Origin of the sequence: Rhodococcus sp. DT1 (assembly GCF_049844875.1) — a bacterium.
In the GTDB taxonomy this organism is placed as follows: domain Bacteria; phylum Actinomycetota; class Actinomycetes; order Mycobacteriales; family Mycobacteriaceae; genus Rhodococcus.
Window position 1 is genome coordinate 582,837 of the sequence record NZ_JBNCLW010000003.1, and the last position, 21,549, is coordinate 604,385.

Here is a 21,549-nt window from a genome sequence, read left to right on the forward strand (position 1 = left end):
GGGGCAGAGCCCGTGGGGATCATGCCGGTGACCGATTCGATCTTCTTGCTCGCAGAATCGAGAGAGCATCCGATGCACGTGGGATCGCTCGAAGTGTTCACTCCACCGGAGGGTGCGGGTCCGGACTACGTGTCCGACCTGTACGCGCAGTTCCTCGCGACCGAGGTGGTGGACGAGGCGTTCCGCAAACGCCCCGGGCATCCCGTGTCCAGCCTCGGCTACCTGTGGTGGTCGGTCGACGAGGAGGTCGATCTCGAATACCACGTCCGGCACTCGGCGCTTCCCGCGTCGGGACGGTCCACGGACCTGTTCGCCCTCGTGTCCCGGCTTCACGGCACTCTGCTCGACCGGCATCGGCCACTGTGGGAGATGTACCTCGTCGAGGGGCTCGAAGGTGGGCGGTTCGCGGTGTACACGAAACTGCACCATTCGCTGATGGACGGTGTGACGGGCCTTCGTCTGCTGCACCGCACGCTCGATCCCGATCCGGATTCCTCCGAGACGAGGGTTCCGTGGAACCTGCCGCATCACGAGCGCCCCACCACCGCGGCGACCGGCGAACCGGGCAACGGGCTGCTGTCCACACCGACGGCACTTGTCGGGGCGGTGCGGGGACTGGCCGGTGACGCGGTCGAAGCCGCCGCGGGCGTCTGGCGGGTCGCAAGCACCCTCGTGGGGCAGCGCAGCGTCGCGCTACCGTTCGAAGCCCCCCGGTCGATCTTCAACGTGCCGATCGGCGGCGCGCGGCGGTTCGCGTCGCGCTCGTGGCCGCTCGACCGCATCGCACGGGTGCACGACGCGGCGGACGCGACCGTCAACGACGTCGTGCTGGCCGTGTGTTCGGGTGCCCTCCGCGCGTTCCTGCTCGAACTCGACGCACTGCCCGAGGATCCCCTCGTCGCGATGGTGCCGGTCTCGTTGCGCACGGCCGACAGGATCGATGCGGGCGGGAACTCGGTGGGGGTGACGCTGTGCAATCTCGGAACCGATTCCCCCGACCCGGCCGAACGGCTTCGGGTGATTCGTGCCTCGATGAGCGAGGGGAAGGCGCTGTTCCGCGGGCTGACGCCGGTCGAGGCTCTGGTCTGGTCGGCGGCCAACATCGCTCCGCTCGGTCTGACACCCGTACCCGGCGTCGTGCGCTTCACGCCCCCGCCGTTCAACCTCATCATCTCCAATGTCCCCGGTCCGCGAGAACCGCTGTACTGGAAGGGAGCACGGCTGGACGGGGTGTACCCGACCTCCGTGGTGCTCGACGGGCAGGCCCTGAACATCACGGTCACCAACACCGACGGCTCGCTCGATGTGGGGATCGTCGGATGCCGCCGCACGCTTCCGAGTCTGCAGCAGTTGCTCGGGCATATCGAGCAGTCGCTCACCGATCTCGAGGAAGCGTTCGGCGTGGTGTGAGACGCGTTCCGGCCGTGCGTCACCGGCCTTCGTGCAGCATCGACACCAGTTCGCGTTCGATGTCGACGAACGCAGGGTCGGTGAGGGTCCGCAGCGACCGAGGCCGCGGGAGCGGGACCCGGACCTGGTGACGGATGGTGGCCGGCCGGGCCGAGAGAACGAGGACGCGGTCGGAGAGCAGGATCGCCTCCCGGACGTCGTGGGTGATCATCAGCACCGTCCACCGGTCGCGGTCCCGGACGCCCTGTAGCCACAACTGCATGTCGGTGCGGGTGAGCGAGTCGAGGGCGCCGAACGGTTCGTCGAGCAGCAGTACATCGCGCCCCTGAAGGACGGTGCGGGCGAGTGCCGCTCGTTGCCGCATCCCGCCCGAGAGTTGACCCGGCCGCGCGTGTTCGAATCCGGAAAGTCCGAATGCGGGAAACAACGAGCGGGCCCGCTCCCGGGCCCGGCGTCGCGGGGTGCCCTGGACCTCGAGTCCGAGGGTGCAGTTGTCGAGGACGCTGCGCCAGGGAAACAGCAGATCCTTCTGTGGCATCAGCGCCACCCGGCCGGGTGCTGCGGGAGTTCCGCCGATGGAGACGGCGCCGGCGTCGGGCGTGTCGAGTCCGGCGATCACACCGAACAGCGTGGATTTGCCCGACCCGCTGGGTCCGATGACGGAGACGAACTCTCCGGCCGCCACGTCGAAGTCGATACCGTCGAGGACGGTGTTACCGCCGAACGACCGGCGTAGGCCGGTCACGGACACCGCGCTCACGGCCGGGTCTCCGGCGTCGATGCCCACGGCGCGACGAGTCGCTCCGCGGCGTAGGTGAGCAGATACAGGAGCAGAGAGACGGCCGCGGTGACGGCGACCGCCGCGAGCACCAGGTCGGTGCGGAAGGAGTTCTTCTGTGTCGCCATATAGATACCGAGTCCGGAAGTGGCACCGACATATTCGGCGAAGACTGCTCCGACCACCGCGTAGGTGATTCCGATACGCAACGACGTGAAGAAACGGGGCAGTGCCGAGGGGAGTCGCACGTACCTGAACTCCTGCCGGCGACTGGCGCCCATGCTTCGCAACAGCGCGCCGGCTTCCCGGTCGGCTGCCGCGAAACCCTCGATCAAACCGATCGTCATCGGGAAGAACGTGGCCAGGGCAATGACCAGGATCTTGGGCAGCAGACCGAATCCGAACCAGATGATCATCAACGGTGCGATCGCGATGATCGGGAGCGTCTGCGACACCACGAACAAGGGTACGAACGCGCGCCGCAGCCAGCCGGAGAAGTCCACCGCGACCGCGAGTATCCACGAGACCGCCAACGACACGGCGAACCCGGCGAGGGTGACCTGCAAGGTTGCCGCGGCGTGGCCGGCGAGATCGGCGCGATGCGCCCATCCCTGCGTGAGAACCCGGCTGGGAGGGGGCAGGACCTGTGGCCGGATGCCGGTCGTCCGTACGTACCATTCCCACCCCGCGACCATCAGCACGGCCACGGTCGCGGCGGGCAGCAGGGCGTGCAGACGTCCGGCTGTGCCCCTCCGCCAAGTCTTTTCAGAGGGCAAGGTAGGCATCGGTGAAGTAGGCCGACCAGTCGGGCTCCTCGGTCAGTGTGGCGCCGTCCGCTCCGGTGAGCAGGCCCGCCTCGAACAGGAACCGGGAGTATCCCGACCAACGCTCGAGATCGAGTGTGCCGACCTGCCCGCTGTCGTCGCGCATGTAATCCGCCGACAACATCTGCTGACTCTCGAAAACGAGCGATTCGTCGGTGAACAAGCCGGGATCGGCGTCGATGAGGTGTTGCGCTCCGCGCTGCGGATCGTCCGCGGCTATCCGGTACCCCTGCTGCAGGGCCTGGATGAACGCCCGGGCGCTGTCGGGATGCTCCGACATCCAGGTCTCGTTGCCGTCGACCACGATCGAGTAGGCGTCGGGGAACCCGTAGTCGCTGTGCGCGAAGTACCGCATGGGCAGGCCGCGGTGTTGCGCCTCGAGGCCTTCCCAGGCGACATACGACACGGTGAAGTCGGCGGTACCGGAATACACCGCCTCGTACGCGGAGGTGCCCAGCACGACCGAGGTGAATTCCCCTGTGCCACCGTCGTTGCGGATCACCTGACTCAGCGTTTCGTTGTCCCCGGGATCGCCGAACCCGGCATAGGTGAGACCGTCGAGGTCCCGGGGGGACTGCAGGTCGGCCCGGTCCGCCCGCACGGCGATCGCGGTCGCGCGGTGTTGCAGCGGGGCGAGGACGGTGACGGTGTCCGACCCCGCGGCGCGGGAGAACGTCGCCTGCGAGTGTGTCGAGATTCCGAACTCGGCGGCCCCGGCGTCGATCAGCAGATCCGGCGTGGTGTTGCTGTACGGCAGGATTTCGACGTCGAGTCCGGCCTGCTCGAACAGTCCTTCCCGAATGGCCACGTAGAGCCCGGTGTGGTTGGTGTTCGGAGTCCAGTCGAGGGCGAACCGGATGGTGCCGTCCGAGGCGGGATCGTTCGCGCACGCGGGCACGGTGGCCAGCGCGCCCAGAGCGACGAGCAAGACTCCGAGGCGGTGGCCGAGCCTCACGAACCGGGCCAGGGACGAGTGTCGAGGGCGTCGGCCCAGAACATGAGTTCGTACCGGGTGGCGATCGTGAACGCCTCGGCCATTGCCTCGCGGTCGCGGTCCGTGGCGGCTGCGCCCGCCGCGTCGACGAGTTCGCGGGCCGTCGTGGCCGATGCCCGGAACGCCTCGTCGTCGTATGCGGCCACCCACTGTGCGTACGGGTGTGCGGGATTCGCGGAGAGGACATCTGCCGCGTGAACTGCGAGGTCGCGGGCTACTTCGGCATAGATCCAGAAGCAGGGCAGCACGGCGGCGGCCCCCACCGGATACGGCGCGGTGGCGACAGTCGCCGTCAGATACGACACGTAGCCCAGGCACGCCGGGGAGTGTGTGATCGGCCCTGATGACCGGGGCAGCACGCCACCGGAGAGCAGGGTGTTGTGGAGAACGGATTCCTCGGTGGCCGCGGTGGCGGCACTCGTCGCCCAGAACGCCCCGGTGCCGGCGTCCGGCGACTTCGCGGACAGCAGCGCGAGGGCCTTCGAGTAGCCCGCGAGGTACAACGCGTCCTGCTCGATGTAGGTGCGGAACGCGTCGAGTGGCAGGGTGCCGTCACCCAGGCGACGCAGGAACTCCAGGTCGTCGATCGCGGCCCGGAGGGGACGCGTGTGGTCGTGGAGAAAGTCGGTGAAACGGCCCGGGGCCGGGGAACTGTGTGCAGGCACGGTCATGCCGAAACATCCCTTCGTCAGAATTACCTGATCAGGTTCGACGGGTGTGATCTCAGCCCCGCAAATGCGGAGCACCCCGTGTCGGTCTCCGCGACCATAGCACCAGTTGCCGGCGGCACGAAGCCCCCTGCCCCTGCAGTCCCATTCTGCTCAATTCGGACCAAACTCTCTGTATGTTAGTGGGACCGAGAACGACCGTTCGACGAAGGCGGGGATGTGCAGAAGTTCGAAACCAGTTGGCCCGCAATGTCGGAACTTCCCCGAATGCTCGCCGGCGCCGTCCGCTGCGAGCCGGAGGGGGTCGCGCTGACCCGGGGTTCGGTGGCAGTCACCTACCGCGAACTGCACCGTGAGGTCGAGGCACTGAATGCCGCGATGGGCGTTCTGCTCGGCCCGGCATCACTGGTCCCGATCGCGCTGGCCACCGTCCTACCCGAACTGTCCGAGACGCACACCGGAGAACTCCGTCGCGCTCTCGACGAACTCGTCTGCAGGCTCGTCGACCACGAGTCCTGCCCCCAGGCGTCCGCTTCCTGACCTCCCGTCCCACCCGGTCTCACCGGAGTCGGTCTGCCCGCGTAGCCGTGATTGGTACGTTGGCGAATGGTCGGGTCATCGGGAGGTCACGTGGACACTGCAACGCTCACCGTCGACTGCAAGTACGGGCAGGTACGCGGATACCGCGACGGCCCGGTGTTCTCGTGGAAGGGCATCCCGTACGCAGCGTCCACCGGGGGCGCCCGGCGTTTCCGCTCGTGCGAGCCACCCACACCGTGGGACGGCGTGCTCGACTGTGACAGATACGGGCCCATCGCTCCGCAGAGCCGCCAGAGCCCCATCCGCATCGAGCCGGGGATGACGATGGGGGAGGACTGCTTGTCCCTCAACATATGGGCGCCCGAACCCGACGGCCGAGCACGGCCCGTGATGGTGTGGATCCACGGCGGCGCGTACGTGCTGGGATATTCGGGGCAGAAGATCTACGACGGGCGCCTGCTGTGCGAGACCGGCGACGTGGTGGTGGTGACTCTCAACTACCGGCTCGGGCCTCTCGGGTTTCTCGACCTGTCGTCCTTTTCCACTGAGGAGACCACCTTCGAAAGCAACGTCGGACTGCGCGACCAGATCGCAGCGCTCGAATGGGTGCGAGACTGTATCGCAGGATTCGGCGGAGATCCGGACGACGTCACCTTGTTCGGGGAGTCCTCCGGAGGCGGTTCCGTCACCACCCTGATGACCGTCCCTCGAGCGGAAGGCCTCTTCCACAAGGCCATTGCGCAATCGCCTCCCGCTACCTCCGTCTACGGGCGCGAACGCGCCGCCATGGTTGCCGAGCGTTTCCTCGAGATTCTCGAACTACCGCGATCCCGCGTCGGGGAGTTGCTCACCATGCCCACCGATACGCTCGTCGAGGCATCGGAAATCCTCGTCGGCGAAGTGCCGACGAAGGTGCCCGGCACCCTGGCGATGACGCCCGTCGTAGACCGCGATCTGGTGCCGAAGTATCCGGTCGCCGCGTTCCAGAAGGGTCTGTCGCACCGCATTCCGCTCATCATCGGCTCCAACAAGGACGAACCGTCCATCTTCAGATTCATGAAGTCGCCTCTGATGCCGGTGAACGACACCGCGATCCAGGCAATGTTCAAGGCGCTCGCCGACGACCGGCCCGACCTCGAACCGGACCGCCTCGCCGATATCATCGCCGCATACCCGGACCTCACGAAAACCAGTGGCGCGCTCGCACTCTCGGGTGACGCCGGCTTCCGGATGCCGGTGGTCTGGGTTGCCGAGGCGCACAGCGTGCACTCTCCGACTTGGGTGTATCGCTTCGATCACGCCACCCCGATCCTGCGCGCCGCGCGGATCGGCGCGGGCCATGCCACCGAATTGCCGTATGTGTTCGGTAATTTCGGAACGCTCGGGCGGGACCCCACGTTCTGGCTGGGCGGCAGGAAAGCGGCGTCGGAGGTGGCGGAACGTATCCGGCGGCGGTGGCTGGCGTTCGCACACCACGGTGTGCCGGCGGCGCTGGACGGATCCGCGCACTGGCCGCCCTACGAGCCGGAGCACAGGCTGACGCTGCTGCTCGACGCGCACGACTCCGTCGTCGCCGACCCGGACGGTGCGTTGCGGCAGGCATGGGGCAGTCAGGTGATGGGCTTCAACTGACCGCCGGACCGTCCGGGTGCGGCGCCCGGCCGGTCAGTTGCGATATTCGGGGTGCTCCGCGACGAACTTCTCGACGTACGAGCACGATGTCCCGATCTTCAGACCTTCCTTGCGGGTCTCGTCGAGGGCGAACCGCACGATCTCTGCGGCGAGCCCCCGGCCCCGGAAGTTCGGGTCGGTGACGGTGTGGTCGAAGTCGCGCAGGTCGCCGCGCTGCGAGTAGTCGGCGTAGGCGGCGAGGGAGTCGCCCAGGTAGAGCGCGAAGCGGGACTGTTCGGGCAGATGCTCGACACGGGTGTCGGTGCTGCCGGACTCGGTGTGCTGTGTCATGTTCTCACCGTACCGCCGGAGTCACCGCGGGTCGGTTTCCACGACGAGCGCGTCGTCGTCCGTCAGTGCGACGAAGGGAATTGCGTTGTCGCGCATGTACCGCAGGCTTTTCTCGATTCCCTCGTCGGCCAGTGCGGACGCGCCGGTGTGCGGAACGACGGCATGATCGATCCATCCCAGACCATCCCAGACGACCTCCGTTCCGCACGTGGTGCGCACCTCCTCCGGATCGTCGGAGAACTCGATTCCCCGCAGCGACGGAGTCACCACGCAGGCACCGGCGCTGTACCCGGCGTACGCCAGTTCGTTGCTGCCGACGAGATCGGTGAGCACTGCGTCTGCGCCGCTACGCGCCAACTGCGCGCGCAGCACGAACGTGTTCCCACCGCGCACCCACACCGCTGCGAACCCGCGCAGCCGGGCACGCAGCGAGTCGGGGTCGCCGAGGTGGTCGCGCAGATCGATCTCCTCGGGGACGAATCCCCGCGAGCGAAGCGGTTCCCTTTCGCTCGTGACCGCGGAGCGGCGAGCGGCCGGCGGCCACGCGTCGGCCGCGTTGGCGATCACAGCGATGCGGCCCGGGGGACCGACCACACGCAGGAACTTCGACGGGTCGGACCCGAGCCGGTACGACGAGAGGAACAGTCGCACGGGAATCAGATGGTGAAGGCGAGGTTCTCGACGAGGCGGCGCCCGACGGCGGTATCGCCACCGAGCGTGATCTCGTCGAGTCGGTCGACTGCGCGCACCCGTCCCCCCGCCAGTCGCACGAACAGACTCGAGTCCATCGCGATCGTCGTCGTCGCGGGACCCGACAATTCGGGTACGGCCGTGGCGCGCCCGTCCACCTCCACGTGGATGGTGCGAGCGAGCGGTCCGCTCAGCTCGAGGGTGATGCGCGCGCCGTCGGGTGCCTTACCGAGTTTGCCGAACACGAACGGCACCGCACCGAAGATTTCGGCAGAACCCAGTTCGCCCCGCGGGCCGCCTTCGTCGCCGGGCGCACCGATCGCATCCCGGATATCGAGTTCGTGGAGCCAGCAGTCGAAGATGCGGATGCGCATGAAGCGCCCGTAGGTCGCCCGGCCCACCGGCGTGTCCGCGGGCGCCTCGAAATCCTCCTGCGTCATCGCCGACAGTTGCCCGGTGCGGTGCGCGACGATCTGCCGATACTGCGCGAGCACCTCCGAACCGGGCGTTCCACGCAGCGACTCGACCCAGTGTTCGTTGAAAGCACCGATCTCGTTGCGCACGTGGGCCAGCGCATGCACGTCGATGTTCACGTGCGGCGCCTCGATCCCGGCCAGCATCGACTCGGTGCCGATCAGGTGAGCGACGATGTCCTTGACCGTCCAGCCCGGAAGATTCGTCGGCGTGAACCACCCGTCGCTGTCCAGGGCGGCCAGCAGCGAGTCGATCACCGCGAATTCCTCGAGCAGGAGCGGCCGGATGGTGTCGACGGGAAAATCGACTGCGGTGCTGCCCGGTTGTGACGTCATGAGTTCTCCTCGGAGGCGAGACGGTCGAGTCCTGCGCGAATTGCCGCCGCGGTGGCGTCCGGATTCTGGGCTCGCCGGCGGACCAGGCCGACGCCGAGGCGAATACGGTCACCCTTCCTGCGGGGAATCACGTGCAGGTGCGTGTGGAAAACGGCCTGGAACGCGGCGCGGCCGTCGTTGAGTACCAGGTTGGTGCCGTCGGTGGTGAGATCCGAGCGGCTGAGTGCGCGCGCGAGACGATGTCCGGCGCGGAACATCGAGGCACCGAGTTCGGGTTCGAGGTTCTCGAGCCGGGAGACGTGCTCACGCGGCACGACGAGTACGTGTCCCCGCGCAACCGGGCGGGCGTCGAGGAAGGCGACCACGTCGTCGTCCTCGTAGACCCGCGCGGCCCGTGCGGACCCTGCCACTATGTCGCAGAACACACAGGAACCCATCGCGTCACTCTAGCGTCCCCACGGCGGCCACCAGACCGGGCAGCCCCACCGCTGCCGTGGTCCGCCAGACAGCCTCGACCCGGGACGACAACTCGGTGTCCTGGGGGTTGATCTCGACGACCGGAACGCCGTGCCGGTCGGCCAACTCGGGCAGTTCCGCCGCCGGGTACACGATCCCCGAGGTGCCGACGACGAGCAGCACATCCGCGACGCGCAGGGCGGCGACTGCCGCGTCCCAGGGTTGCCGGGGCAGCATCTCGCCGAACCAGACGACCCCCGGGCGCCCGGCTCCTCCGCACGTGTCGCACGTCGGGGGCGCGATGCGCTCGAGCGGTTCGCGGGGCGGTGCGGGCAGGTCCATCGGGCGCTCGCACTCGCTGCACCGGGGTTCGAAGAGACTGCCGTGGAGGTGTGCGAGAACGGTGCTGCCGGCGCGCTCGTGCAGGTCGTCGACGTTCTGGGTCACGATCGCGACCTTTGCGGTGCGTTCCCATTCGGCGAGCGCGTGATGACCGGCGTTGGGAGCGACCTTGCGCACAAGCGCGACCCGCCACTGGTACCACGCCCACACCGCGTCCGGATCGGCGTTCCAGGCCTCGGGGGTTGCGAGGGCAGCAGCGTCGAAGTTCTCCCACAACCCCGTCAGCGCGTCACGGAAGGTGGGCACGCCGCTCTCGGCGGACATTCCGGCGCCCGAGAGCACCGCTACGCGGCGCGCGCCGCGGGTGAGATCGAGGACCGCGGCAGGAACATGCATGGAGTCAGGGTAGAAGAGTGCCCGGGCCTCCGGACGGATTCCCGGCACTGCCTGGATCGGTGGGAGCGCGGACGCAGCGGGAACACGGCGACTCCGGGTCGTCGAGGACCAGGCCGCAGTCGGGGCAGACGAGGTGCAGCAGGCAGGCCGGCTCGCCCCCGTCGTCCTCCCTCGGTACACCGGTCATTGCAGGGCGTCTCTTTCCTGTCAGTGCTTCCTCTGATGCGTCAGTGTTCTCTCAGATAATCGGCGAGTACCCGCGCGCCGCTGTGCTCGACGTCGCGTGTGGCGGTGAGCAGCACGAGTGCCCGTCCGTCCGCCTGCTCGTCGAGACGGGCGATGGCGTCGCCGGCCGCAGGAGATGCCAACTCCGTGCGGTAGCGGTCGCGGAATTCCGTGAACAGAGAGGTGTCGTGGGAATACCACTTGCGAAGATCTGTCGAGGGAGCGAGGTTCTGGGCCCATTCGTCGTAGTGGAAGGCGTCCCGTCGGAGGCCCCGTGGCCAGAGACGGTCCACGAGAACCCGGAACGGCTCCTCGTCGGCCGGGTGGTCGTAGACCCGTTCGACGGTGACCGTGCGGTGTGGCATGGCGTTTCCTTTCCGCGTCGTGCGCTCACAGAATTTGCGGCAACCTTGTGAAGTGAGGTGTGTCACATTCTTGCATCATCTTGCTGTTCGGACTCGATTCAGACGATTCGTGCAAGTTGCAGGTCGCGTGCCGTCCCGGTAGGCCTGCATAGAGTCACCACGAGTGCAGGCCGTCACATGGCCCGATCGCACGCACATCTCGCCGCCGATCGCGGCGCCGCGCACTTCATCGACGCAGGAGTCAGAGAAATTGAGTACCGAAGGATCGAATACGGGGAGCGGAGCGCACCGCCGTCCGACCGTCGGCGTGGTTCGTGAAACCCACGACGGTGAGCGGCGTGTCGCGCTTGTTCCGAAGATCGTGCCGTCGCTGATCGCCAAGGGCCTCGACGTGATCGTCGAAGCCGGTGCGGGTCTCGGCGCCCTCATACCCGACGCCGCTTACAAGGAAGCGGGCGCTCAGATCGGCGACGCCTGGTCGTCCGACGTGGTCGTCAAGGTCGCACCACCCACCGACGCGGAGATCGCCCGGCTCGGCTCGGGACGCCGGCTCATCGGTTTCCTCGCGCCGCGCAACGCCGACAACCAGATCGGTGCGCTCGCTGCTGCCGGTGTCGAGGCGTACGCCGTCGAGGCCATCCCGCGCATCTCCCGCGCCCAGGTCATGGACGCACTGTCGTCCCAGGCCAATGTGGCCGGCTACAAGGCTGTCCTGGTCGCCGCGAACGAATCCACGCGGTTCTTCCCGATGCTCACCACCGCGGCGGGCACCGTCAAGCCCGCCACGGTGCTGGTGCTCGGCGTGGGCGTCGCCGGCCTGCAGGCACTCGCGACCGCCAAACGGCTCGGCGGCCGCACCACCGGCTACGACGTCCGCCCCGAGGTCGCAGATCAGGTGCGCTCGGTCGGTTCCCAGTGGCTCGACCTCGGCATCGACGCCGCAGGCGAGGGCGGATACGCCCGTGAACTCAGCGACGACGAGCGTGCCCAGCAGCAGCAGGCGCTCGAGGATGCCATCAAGGGCTTCGATGTCGTCATCACCACCGCGCTGGTGCCCGGCCGTCCCGCTCCGCGCCTGGTGACCGCCGCGGCCGTGGAGGGAATGCGGCCGGGCTCGGTCATCGTCGACCTCGCCGGCGAGACCGGCGGCAACTGCGAGCTCACCGAACCGGGGCAGACCGTCGTCAAGCACGGAGTGACCATCTGCTCGCCGCTGAATCTTCCCGCGACGATGCCGGAGCACGCGTCAGAGCTGTACTCGAAGAACGTTGCGGCCTTGCTCGAGCTCATGCTCGACGAGAACGGCACGCCGGCCCCGGACTTCTCGGACGAGATTCTCGCCGAGGCGTGCGTGACCCGCTCGAAGGAGACCCCCTAGATGTACAACGAACTGTTGGCGAACATCGCGATCCTGGTTCTGTCCGGGTTCGTCGGTTTCGCAGTGATTTCCAAAGTCCCGAACACCCTGCACACCCCATTGATGTCCGGCACCAACGCCATTCACGGAATCGTCGTGCTCGGCGCCCTCGTGGTGCTCGGTCACCTCCCGGCCGACGCGCCGTGGAGCATCAAGGTCATCTTGTTCGTGGCGCTCGTGTTCGGCACGCTCAACGTGGTCGGCGGCTTCGTCGTGACCGACCGCATGCTCGCAATGTTCAAGCCCAAGAAGGACTCCGGCAAGGCTGCCGCGACCAAGGGAGCCGACGCCCGATGAGCTACCTCGTGTCAATCCTCTACATCATCGCCTTCGGCATGTTCATCTACGGTCTGATGGGCCTGACCGGCCCGAAGACCGCGGTGCGCGGCAACTACATCGCCGCGGTGGGCATGCTGCTCGCCATCGTCGCCACCCTCATCGACATTCGTGACACCGGCAACTGGATCATCATCGCCGCCGGCCTGATCGTCGGTGTCGTGCTGGGTGTCCCGCCGGCGTTGCGTACCAAGATGACTGCGATGCCGCAGTTGGTCGCCATGTTCAACGGCGTCGGCGGCGGCACCGTCGCGCTCATCGCCTGGGCGGAGTTCCTCGACACCGACGGCTTCACCCGGATCGACGGCTCGCCCACCGTTCACATCGTCATCGGTTCGCTCTTCGCCGCGATCGTGGGCTCGATCTCCTTCTGGGGGTCGATCGTCGCGTACGTCAAGCTTCAGGAACTCCTGAACAAGAGCGTCGAGAAGAAGCTCGTCGGAGGCGCGAAGCTGTTCCAGATCGCCAACGTTCTTCTCGCCGTGGCGTCGCTGGCGATTGCCGTCTACATCGGAATCAACGCCGATCCCGCGAACGATCCCACTGCGGGCATCTGGATTCTCGGATTGCTGGTCGTCGCCGGCCTGATGGGTCTGTTCGTCGTGCTGCCGATCGGCGGCGCCGACATGCCGGTCGTCATCTCGCTGCTCAACGCCCTGACCGGTCTGTCCGCCGCGGCTGCGGGCCTCGCACTGAACAACACCGCGATGATCGTCGCGGGCATGATCGTCGGCGCCTCCGGCACGATCCTCACCAACCTCATGGCCAAGGCCATGAACCGCTCGATCCCCGCGATCGTGTTCGGGTCGTTCGGCGGTGACGGCGGAGCGGCCGGCGTCGCCGGTGCAACCGGCGGCACCGTCAAGGCGACCTCCTCGTCCGACGCGGCGATCCAGATGGCCTACGCCAACCAGGTCATCGTGGTGCCCGGCTACGGCCTCGCCGTGGCGCAGGCACAGCACGCGGTCAAGGAGATGGCATCGCTGCTCGAAGAACGCGGTGTCGAGGTCAAGTACGCGATCCATCCCGTCGCGGGACGGATGCCGGGTCACATGAACGTCCTGCTCGCCGAAGCCGAGGTGCCCTACGACGCGCTCAAGGAGATGGACGACATCAACGGTGAGTTCAACCGCACCGATGTCACCATCGTCATCGGCGCGAACGACGTCACCAACCCGGCCGCGCGGCACGACTCGTCCAGCCCGATCTACGGAATGCCGATCCTGAACGTGGATCAGTCGAAGTCCGTCATCGTGCTCAAGCGGTCGATGAGTTCCGGCTACGCGGGTATCGACAACCCGCTGTTCACGGCGGACAACACCTCGATGTTGTTCGGCGACGCGAAGAAGATGGTCGCCGAGGTCACCGAAGAGCTGAAGGCTCTCTGACCCCTCGCTCCCACCCGGCGCCCACGCGGATCACCGCGTGGGCGCCGGTGTCGTCGGGGCCGTGAGCACCGGGGCGAGCAGCGCCGCGACGAGTACGCAGACGAGCGGCACCGCCATCGCCGCGGTGAGAGATGTCGCCTCGGATACCCACCCGATACAGGCCGGTCCCGCCAGGAAGCCGAGATAGCCGAGACCCACGACGCGGGACATGTCGGCACCGGGCGACCCGGAGTCGAGATTGCCTGCCGCGGTGAACAGCTGGGGGACGGCACCGGACAGTCCGAGGCCGAAGAGCGCCCATCCGGTGAGCGTCAGGGGGAGAACCGGCGACGCCATCACCGTGCCCATGCCGACGGCCGCCATCAGCGTTCCGTACCGGATCACGCCGGCGCTGCCGATGCGTGCGCTCACCCGGTCGGCGAGGAACCTGCCGAGCGTCATCGTCGCGGAGAACGCCCCGAATGCGAGCGCGGCCACCGATGCCGGACTGTCGAGTCGCTCCTGGACCTGGAGGGCACTCCAGTCGTTGGCAACCCCTTCGCAGAGCATCAGCGCGAACGCGACACCACCGAGCAGCACGACCCGCCGGGAATAGCCGCCGCGTCGCCCGGACGGCGACCGGCGAGGAACGGGCGTGGTGCGCACGAGATGCCGCCCGGCCCATGCGACCAGGCATACCGCCACTCCTCCCGCCGCCGCAAGCGTGACGGGAGGACTCACCTCCATCGCGAGGGTGGCCGCACCCACCAGCGACCCGGCGATGCCCCCGGCGGAGAACACTCCGTGAAACGCCGACATGATCGGCCGTTCGTACCGTTGCTCGAGCACCACGGCCTGCGAGTTCATCGAGACGTCGAGTGCGCCGTTCGCCAGCCCGAAGATCGCGAGGGCCAGGCCGAGTTGCCACGGCGCGGTCGCGAGTCCCGGCCCGACGGCCACGACCGCCAGCGCGAGCGCCGACACGATCGTCGTGCGGTGGCTGCCGAATCGGTCGGCGAGCCGTCCCGTCACCTGCATTCCGCACAGCGCACCCGCCGCGAGCAGCAGCAACAGCGATCCGAGAGTCGCGTACCCCGTCCCGACCCGCTCCAGGATCACCGGGATGTGCACCACCCACATGGCGAGCAGGAACCCGTTCACGCCGAACACCGTGAACACCGCGACGCGCGCGCGGGCGAGCCGGGCGTTCTTCCGCACAGAATCGGTCACGCGGGCACGGTACCGATTTCGGCTCCCGAAGCCGGGCACCGGCTCGTTACGCGCCGCCGAGCAGCGCGGGCACCGGGTCTCCGAGGAAGCGGCCGATCGCGGCGAGCGCGCGGCCGCCCTGCTCGCCGTCGACGAGGCGATGGTCGAACGAGAGTGACAGGCTCGCGACCTTGCGGACGGCGAGTGCACCGTCGATCACCCACGGACGATCCGCGATGGCGCCGACCGCGAGGATCGCCGCTTCGCCCGGGTTGAGGATCGGTGTGCCCGCCTCGATGCCGAAGACACCGATGTTGGTGACGGACACGGTGGAACCGGTCAGCTCGGTGGGCGTCGATCGGCCGGTCCGGGCGCGATCGGCGGCCTCGGCGATCGCACCCGCGAGGTCCGGGAGCGCTAGATGCCGGGCGTCGCGCACGACCGGAACCTTCAGCCCGTCCGGCGTGGCGGCGGCGATCCCGAGATGGACGTCGTGGTGGACGACGATCTCCTGGGCGTCGTCGTCCCACTGTGAGTTGAGCGACGGTTCCTCGGCGACCGCGCGCATCAATGCCCGGGCAACGACGGTCAGCGCGGTGAGGTGACGGCCGTCGAACGCAGGTTCGCGGCGCAATCGCGTCACGAGGTCGACTGTGGCCGTCACATCGCAGGTGAGGAACACCGTCGCGTGCGGTGCGGTGAACGCGCTGCGGGTCACAGCGTCGGCCGTGCGTTTGCGGACACCGCGGATCGGCACCCGGCTGGTGGCCGACGCGGGTCGCATTGTGCCCGTCTCGGTGTGCCCGGCATCGGGTCCTGCCGCGCGCCGGACATCGTCCCGGGTGATCGCCCCTCCCTGCCCGGAGCCCTCGACCTCCGCGAGATCCACCCCGAGCAGGGCCGCCTCCCGGCGCGCGCCCGGTTTCGCGTCCGGGCGGTGCGCGGGCGCGCCGGTGGTGCTCGACGAGGTCCCGGCAGAGTTGGTCCGTGTCGCGCGCCGGCTGACGGGTGCGGCGCCCGGGCCGTAGCCGACCAGCACCGCCGGACGCGCTTCGGCGGGCGCCTCGTCGGACGCCGGGGACGCCGCGGGTTGTGCGCCGTCCGACGGCTCCGCGCCGACCGCGATCCGCAACAGCGGGCTGCCCACGGGGATCGTCTGGCCCGGTGCGACGAGGAGTTCGGCGACCGTGCCGGCATGTGGCGACGGCAACTCGACGGTCGCCTTCGCCGTCTCCACCTCGCCGATGACCTGATTGAGCTCGAGGCGGTCGCCGATCTGCACCGACCACGACACCCACTCGGCCTCGGTGAGTCCCTCCCCGAGATCGGGCAGGCGGAACTCCTCGACGGACTGTGACATCGCCACTCCCTTCGTCATGCCGCGAGTGCGCGATCCACCGCATCGAGGATGCGGTCCGGGTCCGGCCGGTGGTGGGATTCGAGTTTTGCCGGCGGGTACGGAATGTCGAATCCGCCGACGCGGAGGACCGGCGCTTCGAGTTGGTAGAAGCAACGCTCGGCGGTCCGGGCGGCGATCTCGGCGCCGATCCCGCAGAACACCGGCGCCTCCTGCAGCACCACGAGGCGTCCGGTGCGGCGCACCGACGCTTCGACGGTGTCGAAATCGATGGGCGAGAGCGACCGCAGATCGATCACCTCGAGTGACCGGCCCTCGGCCGCAGCGATGTCCGCAGCCTGCAGGGCGGTGGGCACCATCGCGCCGAAAGTGACCACGGTGACGTCGCTTCCGGCTCGCAGGATGCGCGCACGGTCGAGGGGAAGATCGGGTCCGGTGTCCACATCGACCTCGCCGCGTTCCCAGTACCGGTGTTTCGGTTCGAGGAAGACCACGGGGTCGTCGAGCGCGACAGCCTGCTGAATCATCCAGTACGCGTCGGACGGGCTGCCCGGACTGACCACCCGGAGACCGGCGGTGTGGGCGAAATATGCCTCGGGCGATTCCGAATGGTGCTCGACCGCGCCGATGCCGCCGCCGTAGGGGATGCGGATGGTCAGTGGCGCGGTGACCGCTCCCGCGGTGCGGTAACGGATTTTCGCCACCTGCGAGACGATCTGGTCGAACGCGGGGTAGACGAATCCGTCGAACTGGATTTCGCACACCGGGCGGTAGCCGCGCAGGGCCATCCCGAATGCCGTTCCCACGATGCCGGATTCGGCCAGAGGAGTGTCCATCACTCGCGCTTCACCGAAATCCTTCTGCAAGGTGTCGGTGACCCGGAAGACGCCGCCGAGCCTGCCGACGTCCTCGCCCATCAGAATTACTTTCCGGTCCTGTTCGAGTGCGCGGCGCAAGCCGGCGTTGAGTGCCGCGCCGAGCGCCATCGTGGTGGTGGTCATCGCAGTGCCTCCTCGTCGGTGCCGGTGAAACTCGCGAGATAGTCGGCGTAACCGGCACGTTCGTCCGCGAGCAGCGCATGGTCGGTGGCGTAGACATGGTCGAACATCGTCAGGGGATGTGGGTCGGGGAGTTCGAGGGTGCCGCGCCGCAACCGCGTCGCCGCGTCCTGCGCGGTCGTGTCCACGTCGTCGAAGAATGCCCGATCGGCAAGGTTTTCGCGTTCGAGGAGACGTCGCATGCGGTCCAGCGGATCGCGTACCTTCCACGCTTCGAGGTCGGCGGGTGTGCGGTACCTGCTCGGATCGTCCGATGTGGTGTGCGGTCCCATCCGGTAGGTGAGCGCTTCGACGAAGAACGGTCCGGAGCCTTCGCGCGCGTGCCGGGCGGCTTGCCGGGTGACCGCGAGAACGGCGAGGACGTCGTTGCCGTCGACCTGCACAGCGGGCATTCCGAAGCCCGCGGCGCGCTGTGCGAGCGGCACCGGGCTCTGCATCTGCGTGGGGGCACTGATCGCCCAGTGGTTGTTCTGGCAGAAGAAGACGACGCCGGCGCCCCAGCCGACCGCGAATCCGAGCGCCTCCGACAGGTCGCCCTGGCTCGTCGCGCCGTCGCCGAAGTACACGATCGTGGCGATGTCGGCGCCGTCGAGCTTGGCTCCCATGGCGTAGCCCGTCGCGTGCAAGCCCTGTGCCCCGACGACGATGGCGGGATTGGTCGTGTTGACGGTGGCCGGGTCCCATCCGGAGTGGGCACAGCCGCGCCACAGGGCGGTCATGTCGGCGGGATCGACACCACGACACCAGGCGACGGCGTGCTCGCGGTAGCTCGTGAAGACGTAGTCGTCGGTTTCCAGTGCCCGGGCCGACCCGACTTGTGCGGCCTCCTGGCCCGTCATCGGCGCCCAGAGGCCGAGTTCGCCCTGGCGCTGCAGCGCGATCGCCTCGTTGTCGAGCCGGCGGACGACGACCAGGTCGCGGTAGAGGTCGCGGAGTCGGGCGGGTCCGATATCGGCGACCAGTCCGCTGTAAGCGGGGTTGTGGACGCGTTGCCCGTCGGGCTGGATCAACTGGACCGGGTGGGTCGTGGGTGCAACCATCGGGTCACCTCGTGGGTGCTGTCCGGGTGAGCCGGGTGGGCCGCGCCGGAATGTGAGTGGTGTACCTCACATGATCCACTTCTGGGACGAGTGCGCAATCGATGCGTCGCGCAGTGTGCAGGAAGCACGGTCGCCGGGCGGTTCGGAGTGGCACACTGCGAAGAATGACCAGTCTGGACGGGACGGACGCACGTTTGCTGCTCGAACTCGCTCGTACGCCGAGAGCAACCGGGGTGGAGTTGTCGCAGCGACTCGGACTCTCGCGCAACACGGTTCAGGCGCGGCTGAGCCGGTGGGAGTCGGAAGGGGTCCTCGCCTCGTTCGATCGCCGCGTCGACCCCGTCGCGCTCGGGTACCCGCTCGCGGCCTATGTCGCCACCCAGGTCGATCAGCACCGGCTCGACGCGGTCGTCGAGGAGTTGGCACAGATCCCCGAGGTCACCGAGGTGTACGGGGTGACCGGTCCGATCGACCTGTCGGTGAAGATCGTGGCGCGCGATGCCGACGATCTCTATCGGCTGGCGGAGCGGATTCTCGGGATTCCGGGCGTCGAGCGCACCGACATGTCGCTCGTGATGCGCGAACTCGTCCCGCAGCGCACCGAGCCGCTCCTTCGGCGTGCGGCCGGAGCCCGATAGCGTCGGCGGTGCGCTGCGCGCCGGTGACCCTACGTGGCGGTCGAGGTGACCAGTTGCATGACCGCTTTGCGGATCTGTTCGGGAATCGGCACCGGCCGCCGCGTCTGCATGTCGATGTACACGTGCACGAAACGGCCGGTCGCGGCGGGCTGCAACGAGCCTTCCGACTCGCGGAAGATGGCGAGCGAATAGGTGACCGACTGCGTACCGAGGCGCTCCACCGCGAGACCGACCTGGAGCCGGTCGGGGAACGACAGCTCGGCGAGGTAGCGGCACGAGGTCTCCGCAACCACACCGATCGCGTCGAGTTCCCGGATGTCGACTCCGGTCGTGGCCATGAGCCAGCCGTTCACCGCGGAGTCGAAGTACGAGTAGTAGGTGACGTTGTTGACGTGGCCGTAGTGGTCGTTGTCGGCCCACCGTGTCTGCATGGGCCAGAGCACCGGGAAGTGCTCCGGATCAGGTTGTGCGGCGGGTCTCGTCGGCTGACTGTTGCTCACTCCTCGACGATAGTGCTCCCCGGACGGCAAGTCCGATCAACAGCGCCCAGAATGCAGAACCGACGCCGAATATCGACAATCCGGATGCCGCGACCAGGAATGTGACGACCGCGGCCTCGCGATCGTGCAGGTCGCGGAGGGCGGCGGACAGTGCGCCGCCGAGGGTGGCCAGCAGCGCCAGCCCCGCCACGGTTTCGACGACTCCCGCGGGTGCGAGCGCCACCAGCGCGGCAAGGCCGGCCGAGCACAGCGCGAGCACCAGGTACGACCAGCCCGCGGACCACGCGGCCACCCAGCGGCGCTGCGGGTCGGGGTCCGCGTCGGGTGCGGCGGCGAGTGCGGCACTGATGGCTGCCAGGTTGACGGCGTGGCCACCCGCGGGAGCACCGATCACCGTGCCGAGGCCGGTCACCGTCATCACCGCGCGCCACGGCGTCCGGTACCCGAACGAGTTCAGCACCGCGGTGCCGGGAATGTTCTGCGAGGCCATCGTCACGATGTAGAGCGGCAGCGCGATTCCCAGCAGTGCCTGCCACGTCCAGGCCGGTGCCGTGAAGTCGAGACGGGGAGCGAGGTCGGTGGGCGCGACGGCGGTCCCGGTACGGACGAGGTGCACGACGATCACCACCGTCGCCGCTGCGAACGCGCCCGGCACCGCCCATCGGGGCCGCACGCGTTGCAGGATCAGCCAGACCAGCGCTACCGGTGCGATGACCGCGGGGGAGTCGGCCAGTGCGGTGACCGGCGCCAGGCACAGCGGGACGAGGATGCCCGCGAGCATCGCCTGCGCGAGGGACGTGGGAATGGACGAGATCAGTCGTCCGAGCGTCGGCCAGAGTCCGGTCAGCACGACCGCCACGCCGACGACGACGAACGCGCCCACCGCCGCGGGCCAGCCTCCCACCACGACACCGGTACCCGCGAGCAGTGCCGCGCCGGGCGTCGACCACGCCAGCGTGATCGGAGTGCGATACCGGCGCGACAGCCAGAGGATGCCGGCACCCTGGGTCAGGCACAGTGCGGCCAGGCCCGAGGCGGCCTCTGCAGGGGAGGCGCCGACCGCGCGCAGGCCGGTGAGCACGACGGCGAACGAACTGGTGAAACCGACGAGTGCGGTCACGATTCCCGCTGTGACGGGCCGCGATATCGGTGACGTGCCGCCGGTCGGCGTCGCTGCGGCGTTCGGCGGGGATTCGGTCACGGAGCGGCATTCTGCCGGATCGCGCGTGGGTGATGCGGAGCGCTCGTGTTCCGTGCCAGGATCGAGACATGCCCGACACCAACGTGCTCATCTCGGCGTCCGACCTGGCGCACCTGATCGACATCGGGAAGCCTCCGGTGCTGCTCGATGTGAGGTGGGCACTCGGGGACTCCCACGGCATCGACCGGTACCACCGGGGGCACATCCCCGGAGCGGTCTACGTCGACCTCGATTCGGAGCTGGCGGATCCGCCCTCCCTGGAACGCGGCCGCCATCCGCTCCCCGATATCGGTCGCTTGCAGGACGCGGCACGACGCTGGGGCATCTCCGACGGTGATCCGGTGGTCGCCTACGACGCGTCCGGAGGACTCGCGGCCGCTCGCGCGTGGTGGTTGCTTCGCTGGGCGGGGCTCACGGACGTCCGTCTGCTCGACGGTGGGTTGTCGGCGTGGACCGCGGGCGGCCACGAGGTGGCCGCGGGTCCCGGGGAACGCCCTCATCCGGGGACGGTGTCGTTGAGTCCGGGGCACCTGCCGACTGTCGGCCCGGACGAAGTCGCGCGTTTCCCTTCGCACGGAGTTCTGCTCGACGCGCGGTCGGCGGCCCGGTTCCGTGGCGACGAAGAACCCGTCGATCGCCGGGCGGGACACGTTCCGGGCGCGGTCAGTGCGCCCACCACGGAGAATCTTCGCGACGACGGGTCGTTCCGCCCGCCGGATCAGCTCGCGGCGCGTTTCGAAAGGCTCGGTGTCACCGGCGGCGACGTCGCCGTCTACTGCGGTTCGGGCATCAACGCGGCCCACGAGATCGCGGCACTGGCGATCGTCGGGATCGACGCGGCCCTGTATCCGGGTTCGTGGTCGCAGTGGGCGGCCGATCCTCGGCGGCCCGTGGCGACCGGCTAGATCCCGGGCGTAGGGGGCGGCACGACGGATCCGCACGCACGTTCCATTGTTCCAACTTCTGT

The 21,549-nt window shown here is 68.4% G+C and carries 24 protein-coding genes and 1 riboswitch; of the genes, 8 read left to right on the forward strand and 16 right to left on the reverse strand.

Annotated features, from left to right (window positions below; genetic code table 11):
• The first annotated feature begins 21 nt into the window (after window positions 1-21).
• A complete protein-coding gene (locus ACLQ3J_RS10265; protein ID WP_425903098.1) occupies window positions 22-1,410 on the forward strand; it encodes a WS/DGAT/MGAT family O-acyltransferase in 1,389 nt (462 codons plus the stop codon).
• A 19-nt stretch (window positions 1,411-1,429) separates the two neighbouring features.
• Here ACLQ3J_RS10265 and ACLQ3J_RS10270 read toward each other — a convergent pair whose 3' ends face one another.
• From ACLQ3J_RS10270 to ACLQ3J_RS10285, 4 genes are all read right to left on the reverse strand, one after another.
• The gene (locus ACLQ3J_RS10270) at window positions 1,430-2,170 is read right to left on the reverse strand and encodes an ABC transporter ATP-binding protein (protein ID WP_425903099.1); all 741 of its coding nucleotides are present in this window, start codon (window positions 2,168-2,170) and stop codon (window positions 1,430-1,432) included.
• Entirely contained in the window at window positions 2,167-2,973 is an 807-nt protein-coding gene (locus ACLQ3J_RS10275; protein WP_425903101.1) for an ABC transporter permease, read from the reverse strand. Before ACLQ3J_RS10275 ends, ACLQ3J_RS10270 begins: the two co-directional genes overlap by 4 nt.
• The gene (locus tag ACLQ3J_RS10280) at window positions 2,954-3,940 is read right to left on the reverse strand and encodes an ABC transporter substrate-binding protein (RefSeq protein ID WP_425903103.1); all 987 of its coding nucleotides are present in this window, start codon (window positions 3,938-3,940) and stop codon (window positions 2,954-2,956) included. Before ACLQ3J_RS10280 ends, ACLQ3J_RS10275 begins: the two co-directional genes overlap by 20 nt.
• A 23-nt stretch (window positions 3,941-3,963) precedes the next feature.
• A complete protein-coding gene (locus ACLQ3J_RS10285; RefSeq protein ID WP_425903104.1) occupies window positions 3,964-4,677 on the reverse strand; it encodes a TenA family protein in 714 nt (237 codons plus the stop codon).
• Window positions 4,670-4,766, reverse strand: a riboswitch (TPP riboswitch). It overlaps the preceding gene by 8 nt.
• A gap of 127 nt (window positions 4,767-4,893) precedes the next feature.
• Here ACLQ3J_RS10285 and ACLQ3J_RS10290 point away from each other — a divergent pair.
• Window positions 4,894-5,214: a non-ribosomal peptide synthetase gene (locus ACLQ3J_RS10290; protein WP_296551519.1), complete on the forward strand. Its 321-nt coding sequence runs from the start codon at window positions 4,894-4,896 to the stop codon at window positions 5,212-5,214.
• A gap of 66 nt (window positions 5,215-5,280) precedes the next feature.
• On the forward strand, window positions 5,281-6,846 hold the full coding sequence (locus tag ACLQ3J_RS10295; RefSeq protein ID WP_425903106.1) for a carboxylesterase/lipase family protein: 1,566 nt from the start codon (window positions 5,281-5,283) through the stop codon (window positions 6,844-6,846).
• Window positions 6,847-6,879: 33 nt separating this feature from the next.
• On the opposite strand, the gene ACLQ3J_RS10300 is transcribed toward ACLQ3J_RS10295, so the two are convergent.
• The 6 genes from ACLQ3J_RS10300 to ACLQ3J_RS10325 form a co-directional block, all read right to left on the reverse strand.
• Complete coding sequence (locus tag ACLQ3J_RS10300) at window positions 6,880-7,176, reverse strand: GNAT family N-acetyltransferase (protein ID WP_169622453.1); 297 nt, start codon at window positions 7,174-7,176, stop codon at window positions 6,880-6,882.
• Window positions 7,177-7,197: 21 nt separating this feature from the next.
• A complete protein-coding gene (locus ACLQ3J_RS10305; RefSeq protein WP_425903108.1) occupies window positions 7,198-7,827 on the reverse strand; it encodes a Type 1 glutamine amidotransferase-like domain-containing protein in 630 nt (209 codons plus the stop codon).
• Between the two features lie 5 nt (window positions 7,828-7,832).
• Entirely contained in the window at window positions 7,833-8,675 is an 843-nt protein-coding gene (locus ACLQ3J_RS10310; protein WP_425903109.1) for a maleylpyruvate isomerase family mycothiol-dependent enzyme, read from the reverse strand.
• Window positions 8,672-9,112: an HIT family protein gene (locus tag ACLQ3J_RS10315; protein WP_296551512.1), complete on the reverse strand. Its 441-nt coding sequence runs from the start codon at window positions 9,110-9,112 to the stop codon at window positions 8,672-8,674. Before ACLQ3J_RS10315 ends, ACLQ3J_RS10310 begins: the two co-directional genes overlap by 4 nt.
• Before the next feature lie 4 nt (window positions 9,113-9,116).
• Entirely contained in the window at window positions 9,117-9,869 is a 753-nt protein-coding gene (locus tag ACLQ3J_RS10320; RefSeq protein WP_425903110.1) for an SIR2 family NAD-dependent protein deacylase, read from the reverse strand.
• Window positions 9,870-10,096: 227 nt separating this feature from the next.
• Window positions 10,097-10,459, reverse strand: a complete 363-nt coding sequence (locus tag ACLQ3J_RS10325) for a DUF488 domain-containing protein (protein ID WP_169622458.1) — start codon at window positions 10,457-10,459, stop codon at window positions 10,097-10,099.
• 250 nt (window positions 10,460-10,709) lie between these two features.
• On the opposite strand from ACLQ3J_RS10325, the gene ACLQ3J_RS10330 reads away from it, so the two are divergent.
• Genes ACLQ3J_RS10330 through ACLQ3J_RS10340 form a run of 3 tightly spaced genes read left to right on the forward strand, consistent with a single transcriptional unit; the run spans window position 10,710 to window position 13,600 of the window.
• Entirely contained in the window at window positions 10,710-11,837 is a 1,128-nt protein-coding gene (locus ACLQ3J_RS10330; RefSeq protein WP_296551508.1) for a Re/Si-specific NAD(P)(+) transhydrogenase subunit alpha, read from the forward strand.
• On the forward strand, window positions 11,838-12,173 hold the full coding sequence (locus ACLQ3J_RS10335; RefSeq protein WP_169622460.1) for an NAD(P) transhydrogenase subunit alpha: 336 nt from the start codon (window positions 11,838-11,840) through the stop codon (window positions 12,171-12,173).
• Window positions 12,170-13,600: an NAD(P)(+) transhydrogenase (Re/Si-specific) subunit beta gene (locus tag ACLQ3J_RS10340; RefSeq protein WP_425903113.1), complete on the forward strand. Its 1,431-nt coding sequence runs from the start codon at window positions 12,170-12,172 to the stop codon at window positions 13,598-13,600. The genes ACLQ3J_RS10335 and ACLQ3J_RS10340 overlap by 4 nt, the downstream gene beginning before the upstream one ends.
• Before the next feature lie 30 nt (window positions 13,601-13,630).
• Here ACLQ3J_RS10340 and ACLQ3J_RS10345 read toward each other — a convergent pair whose 3' ends face one another.
• The 4 genes from ACLQ3J_RS10345 to pdhA are packed head-to-tail and all read right to left on the reverse strand — an operon-like array spanning window position 13,631 to window position 18,243.
• On the reverse strand, window positions 13,631-14,809 hold the full coding sequence (locus ACLQ3J_RS10345; protein ID WP_425903115.1) for an MFS transporter: 1,179 nt from the start codon (window positions 14,807-14,809) through the stop codon (window positions 13,631-13,633).
• A 46-nt stretch (window positions 14,810-14,855) separates the two neighbouring features.
• Window positions 14,856-16,148, reverse strand: a complete 1,293-nt coding sequence (locus ACLQ3J_RS10350) for a dihydrolipoamide acetyltransferase family protein (protein ID WP_425903116.1) — start codon at window positions 16,146-16,148, stop codon at window positions 14,856-14,858.
• A 14-nt stretch (window positions 16,149-16,162) separates the two neighbouring features.
• Complete coding sequence (locus tag ACLQ3J_RS10355; protein ID WP_169622463.1) at window positions 16,163-17,146, reverse strand: alpha-ketoacid dehydrogenase subunit beta; 984 nt, start codon at window positions 17,144-17,146, stop codon at window positions 16,163-16,165.
• A complete protein-coding gene (gene pdhA, locus ACLQ3J_RS10360) occupies window positions 17,143-18,243 on the reverse strand; it encodes a pyruvate dehydrogenase (acetyl-transferring) E1 component subunit alpha (RefSeq protein WP_425903117.1) in 1,101 nt (366 codons plus the stop codon). The genes ACLQ3J_RS10355 and pdhA overlap by 4 nt, the downstream gene beginning before the upstream one ends.
• A 164-nt stretch (window positions 18,244-18,407) precedes the next feature.
• On the opposite strand from pdhA, the gene ACLQ3J_RS10365 reads away from it, so the two are divergent.
• Window positions 18,408-18,881: an Lrp/AsnC family transcriptional regulator gene (locus ACLQ3J_RS10365; RefSeq protein ID WP_169622465.1), complete on the forward strand. Its 474-nt coding sequence runs from the start codon at window positions 18,408-18,410 to the stop codon at window positions 18,879-18,881.
• 29 nt (window positions 18,882-18,910) lie between these two features.
• Here the strand turns inward: ACLQ3J_RS10365 and ACLQ3J_RS10370 are convergent, their stop codons facing one another.
• Both ACLQ3J_RS10370 and ACLQ3J_RS10375 read right to left on the reverse strand, forming a co-directional pair.
• On the reverse strand, window positions 18,911-19,381 hold the full coding sequence (locus tag ACLQ3J_RS10370) for an acyl-CoA thioesterase (protein WP_296551499.1): 471 nt from the start codon (window positions 19,379-19,381) through the stop codon (window positions 18,911-18,913).
• The gene (locus ACLQ3J_RS10375; RefSeq protein ID WP_169622523.1) at window positions 19,341-20,528 is read right to left on the reverse strand and encodes a benzoate/H(+) symporter BenE family transporter; all 1,188 of its coding nucleotides are present in this window, start codon (window positions 20,526-20,528) and stop codon (window positions 19,341-19,343) included. Before ACLQ3J_RS10375 ends, ACLQ3J_RS10370 begins: the two co-directional genes overlap by 41 nt.
• Before the next feature lie 122 nt (window positions 20,529-20,650).
• Here ACLQ3J_RS10375 and ACLQ3J_RS10380 point away from each other — a divergent pair, with 122 nt between their 5' ends.
• The gene (locus ACLQ3J_RS10380) at window positions 20,651-21,487 is read left to right on the forward strand and encodes a sulfurtransferase (protein WP_296551497.1); all 837 of its coding nucleotides are present in this window, start codon (window positions 20,651-20,653) and stop codon (window positions 21,485-21,487) included.
• The last annotated feature ends 62 nt before the right edge of the window (window positions 21,488-21,549 follow it).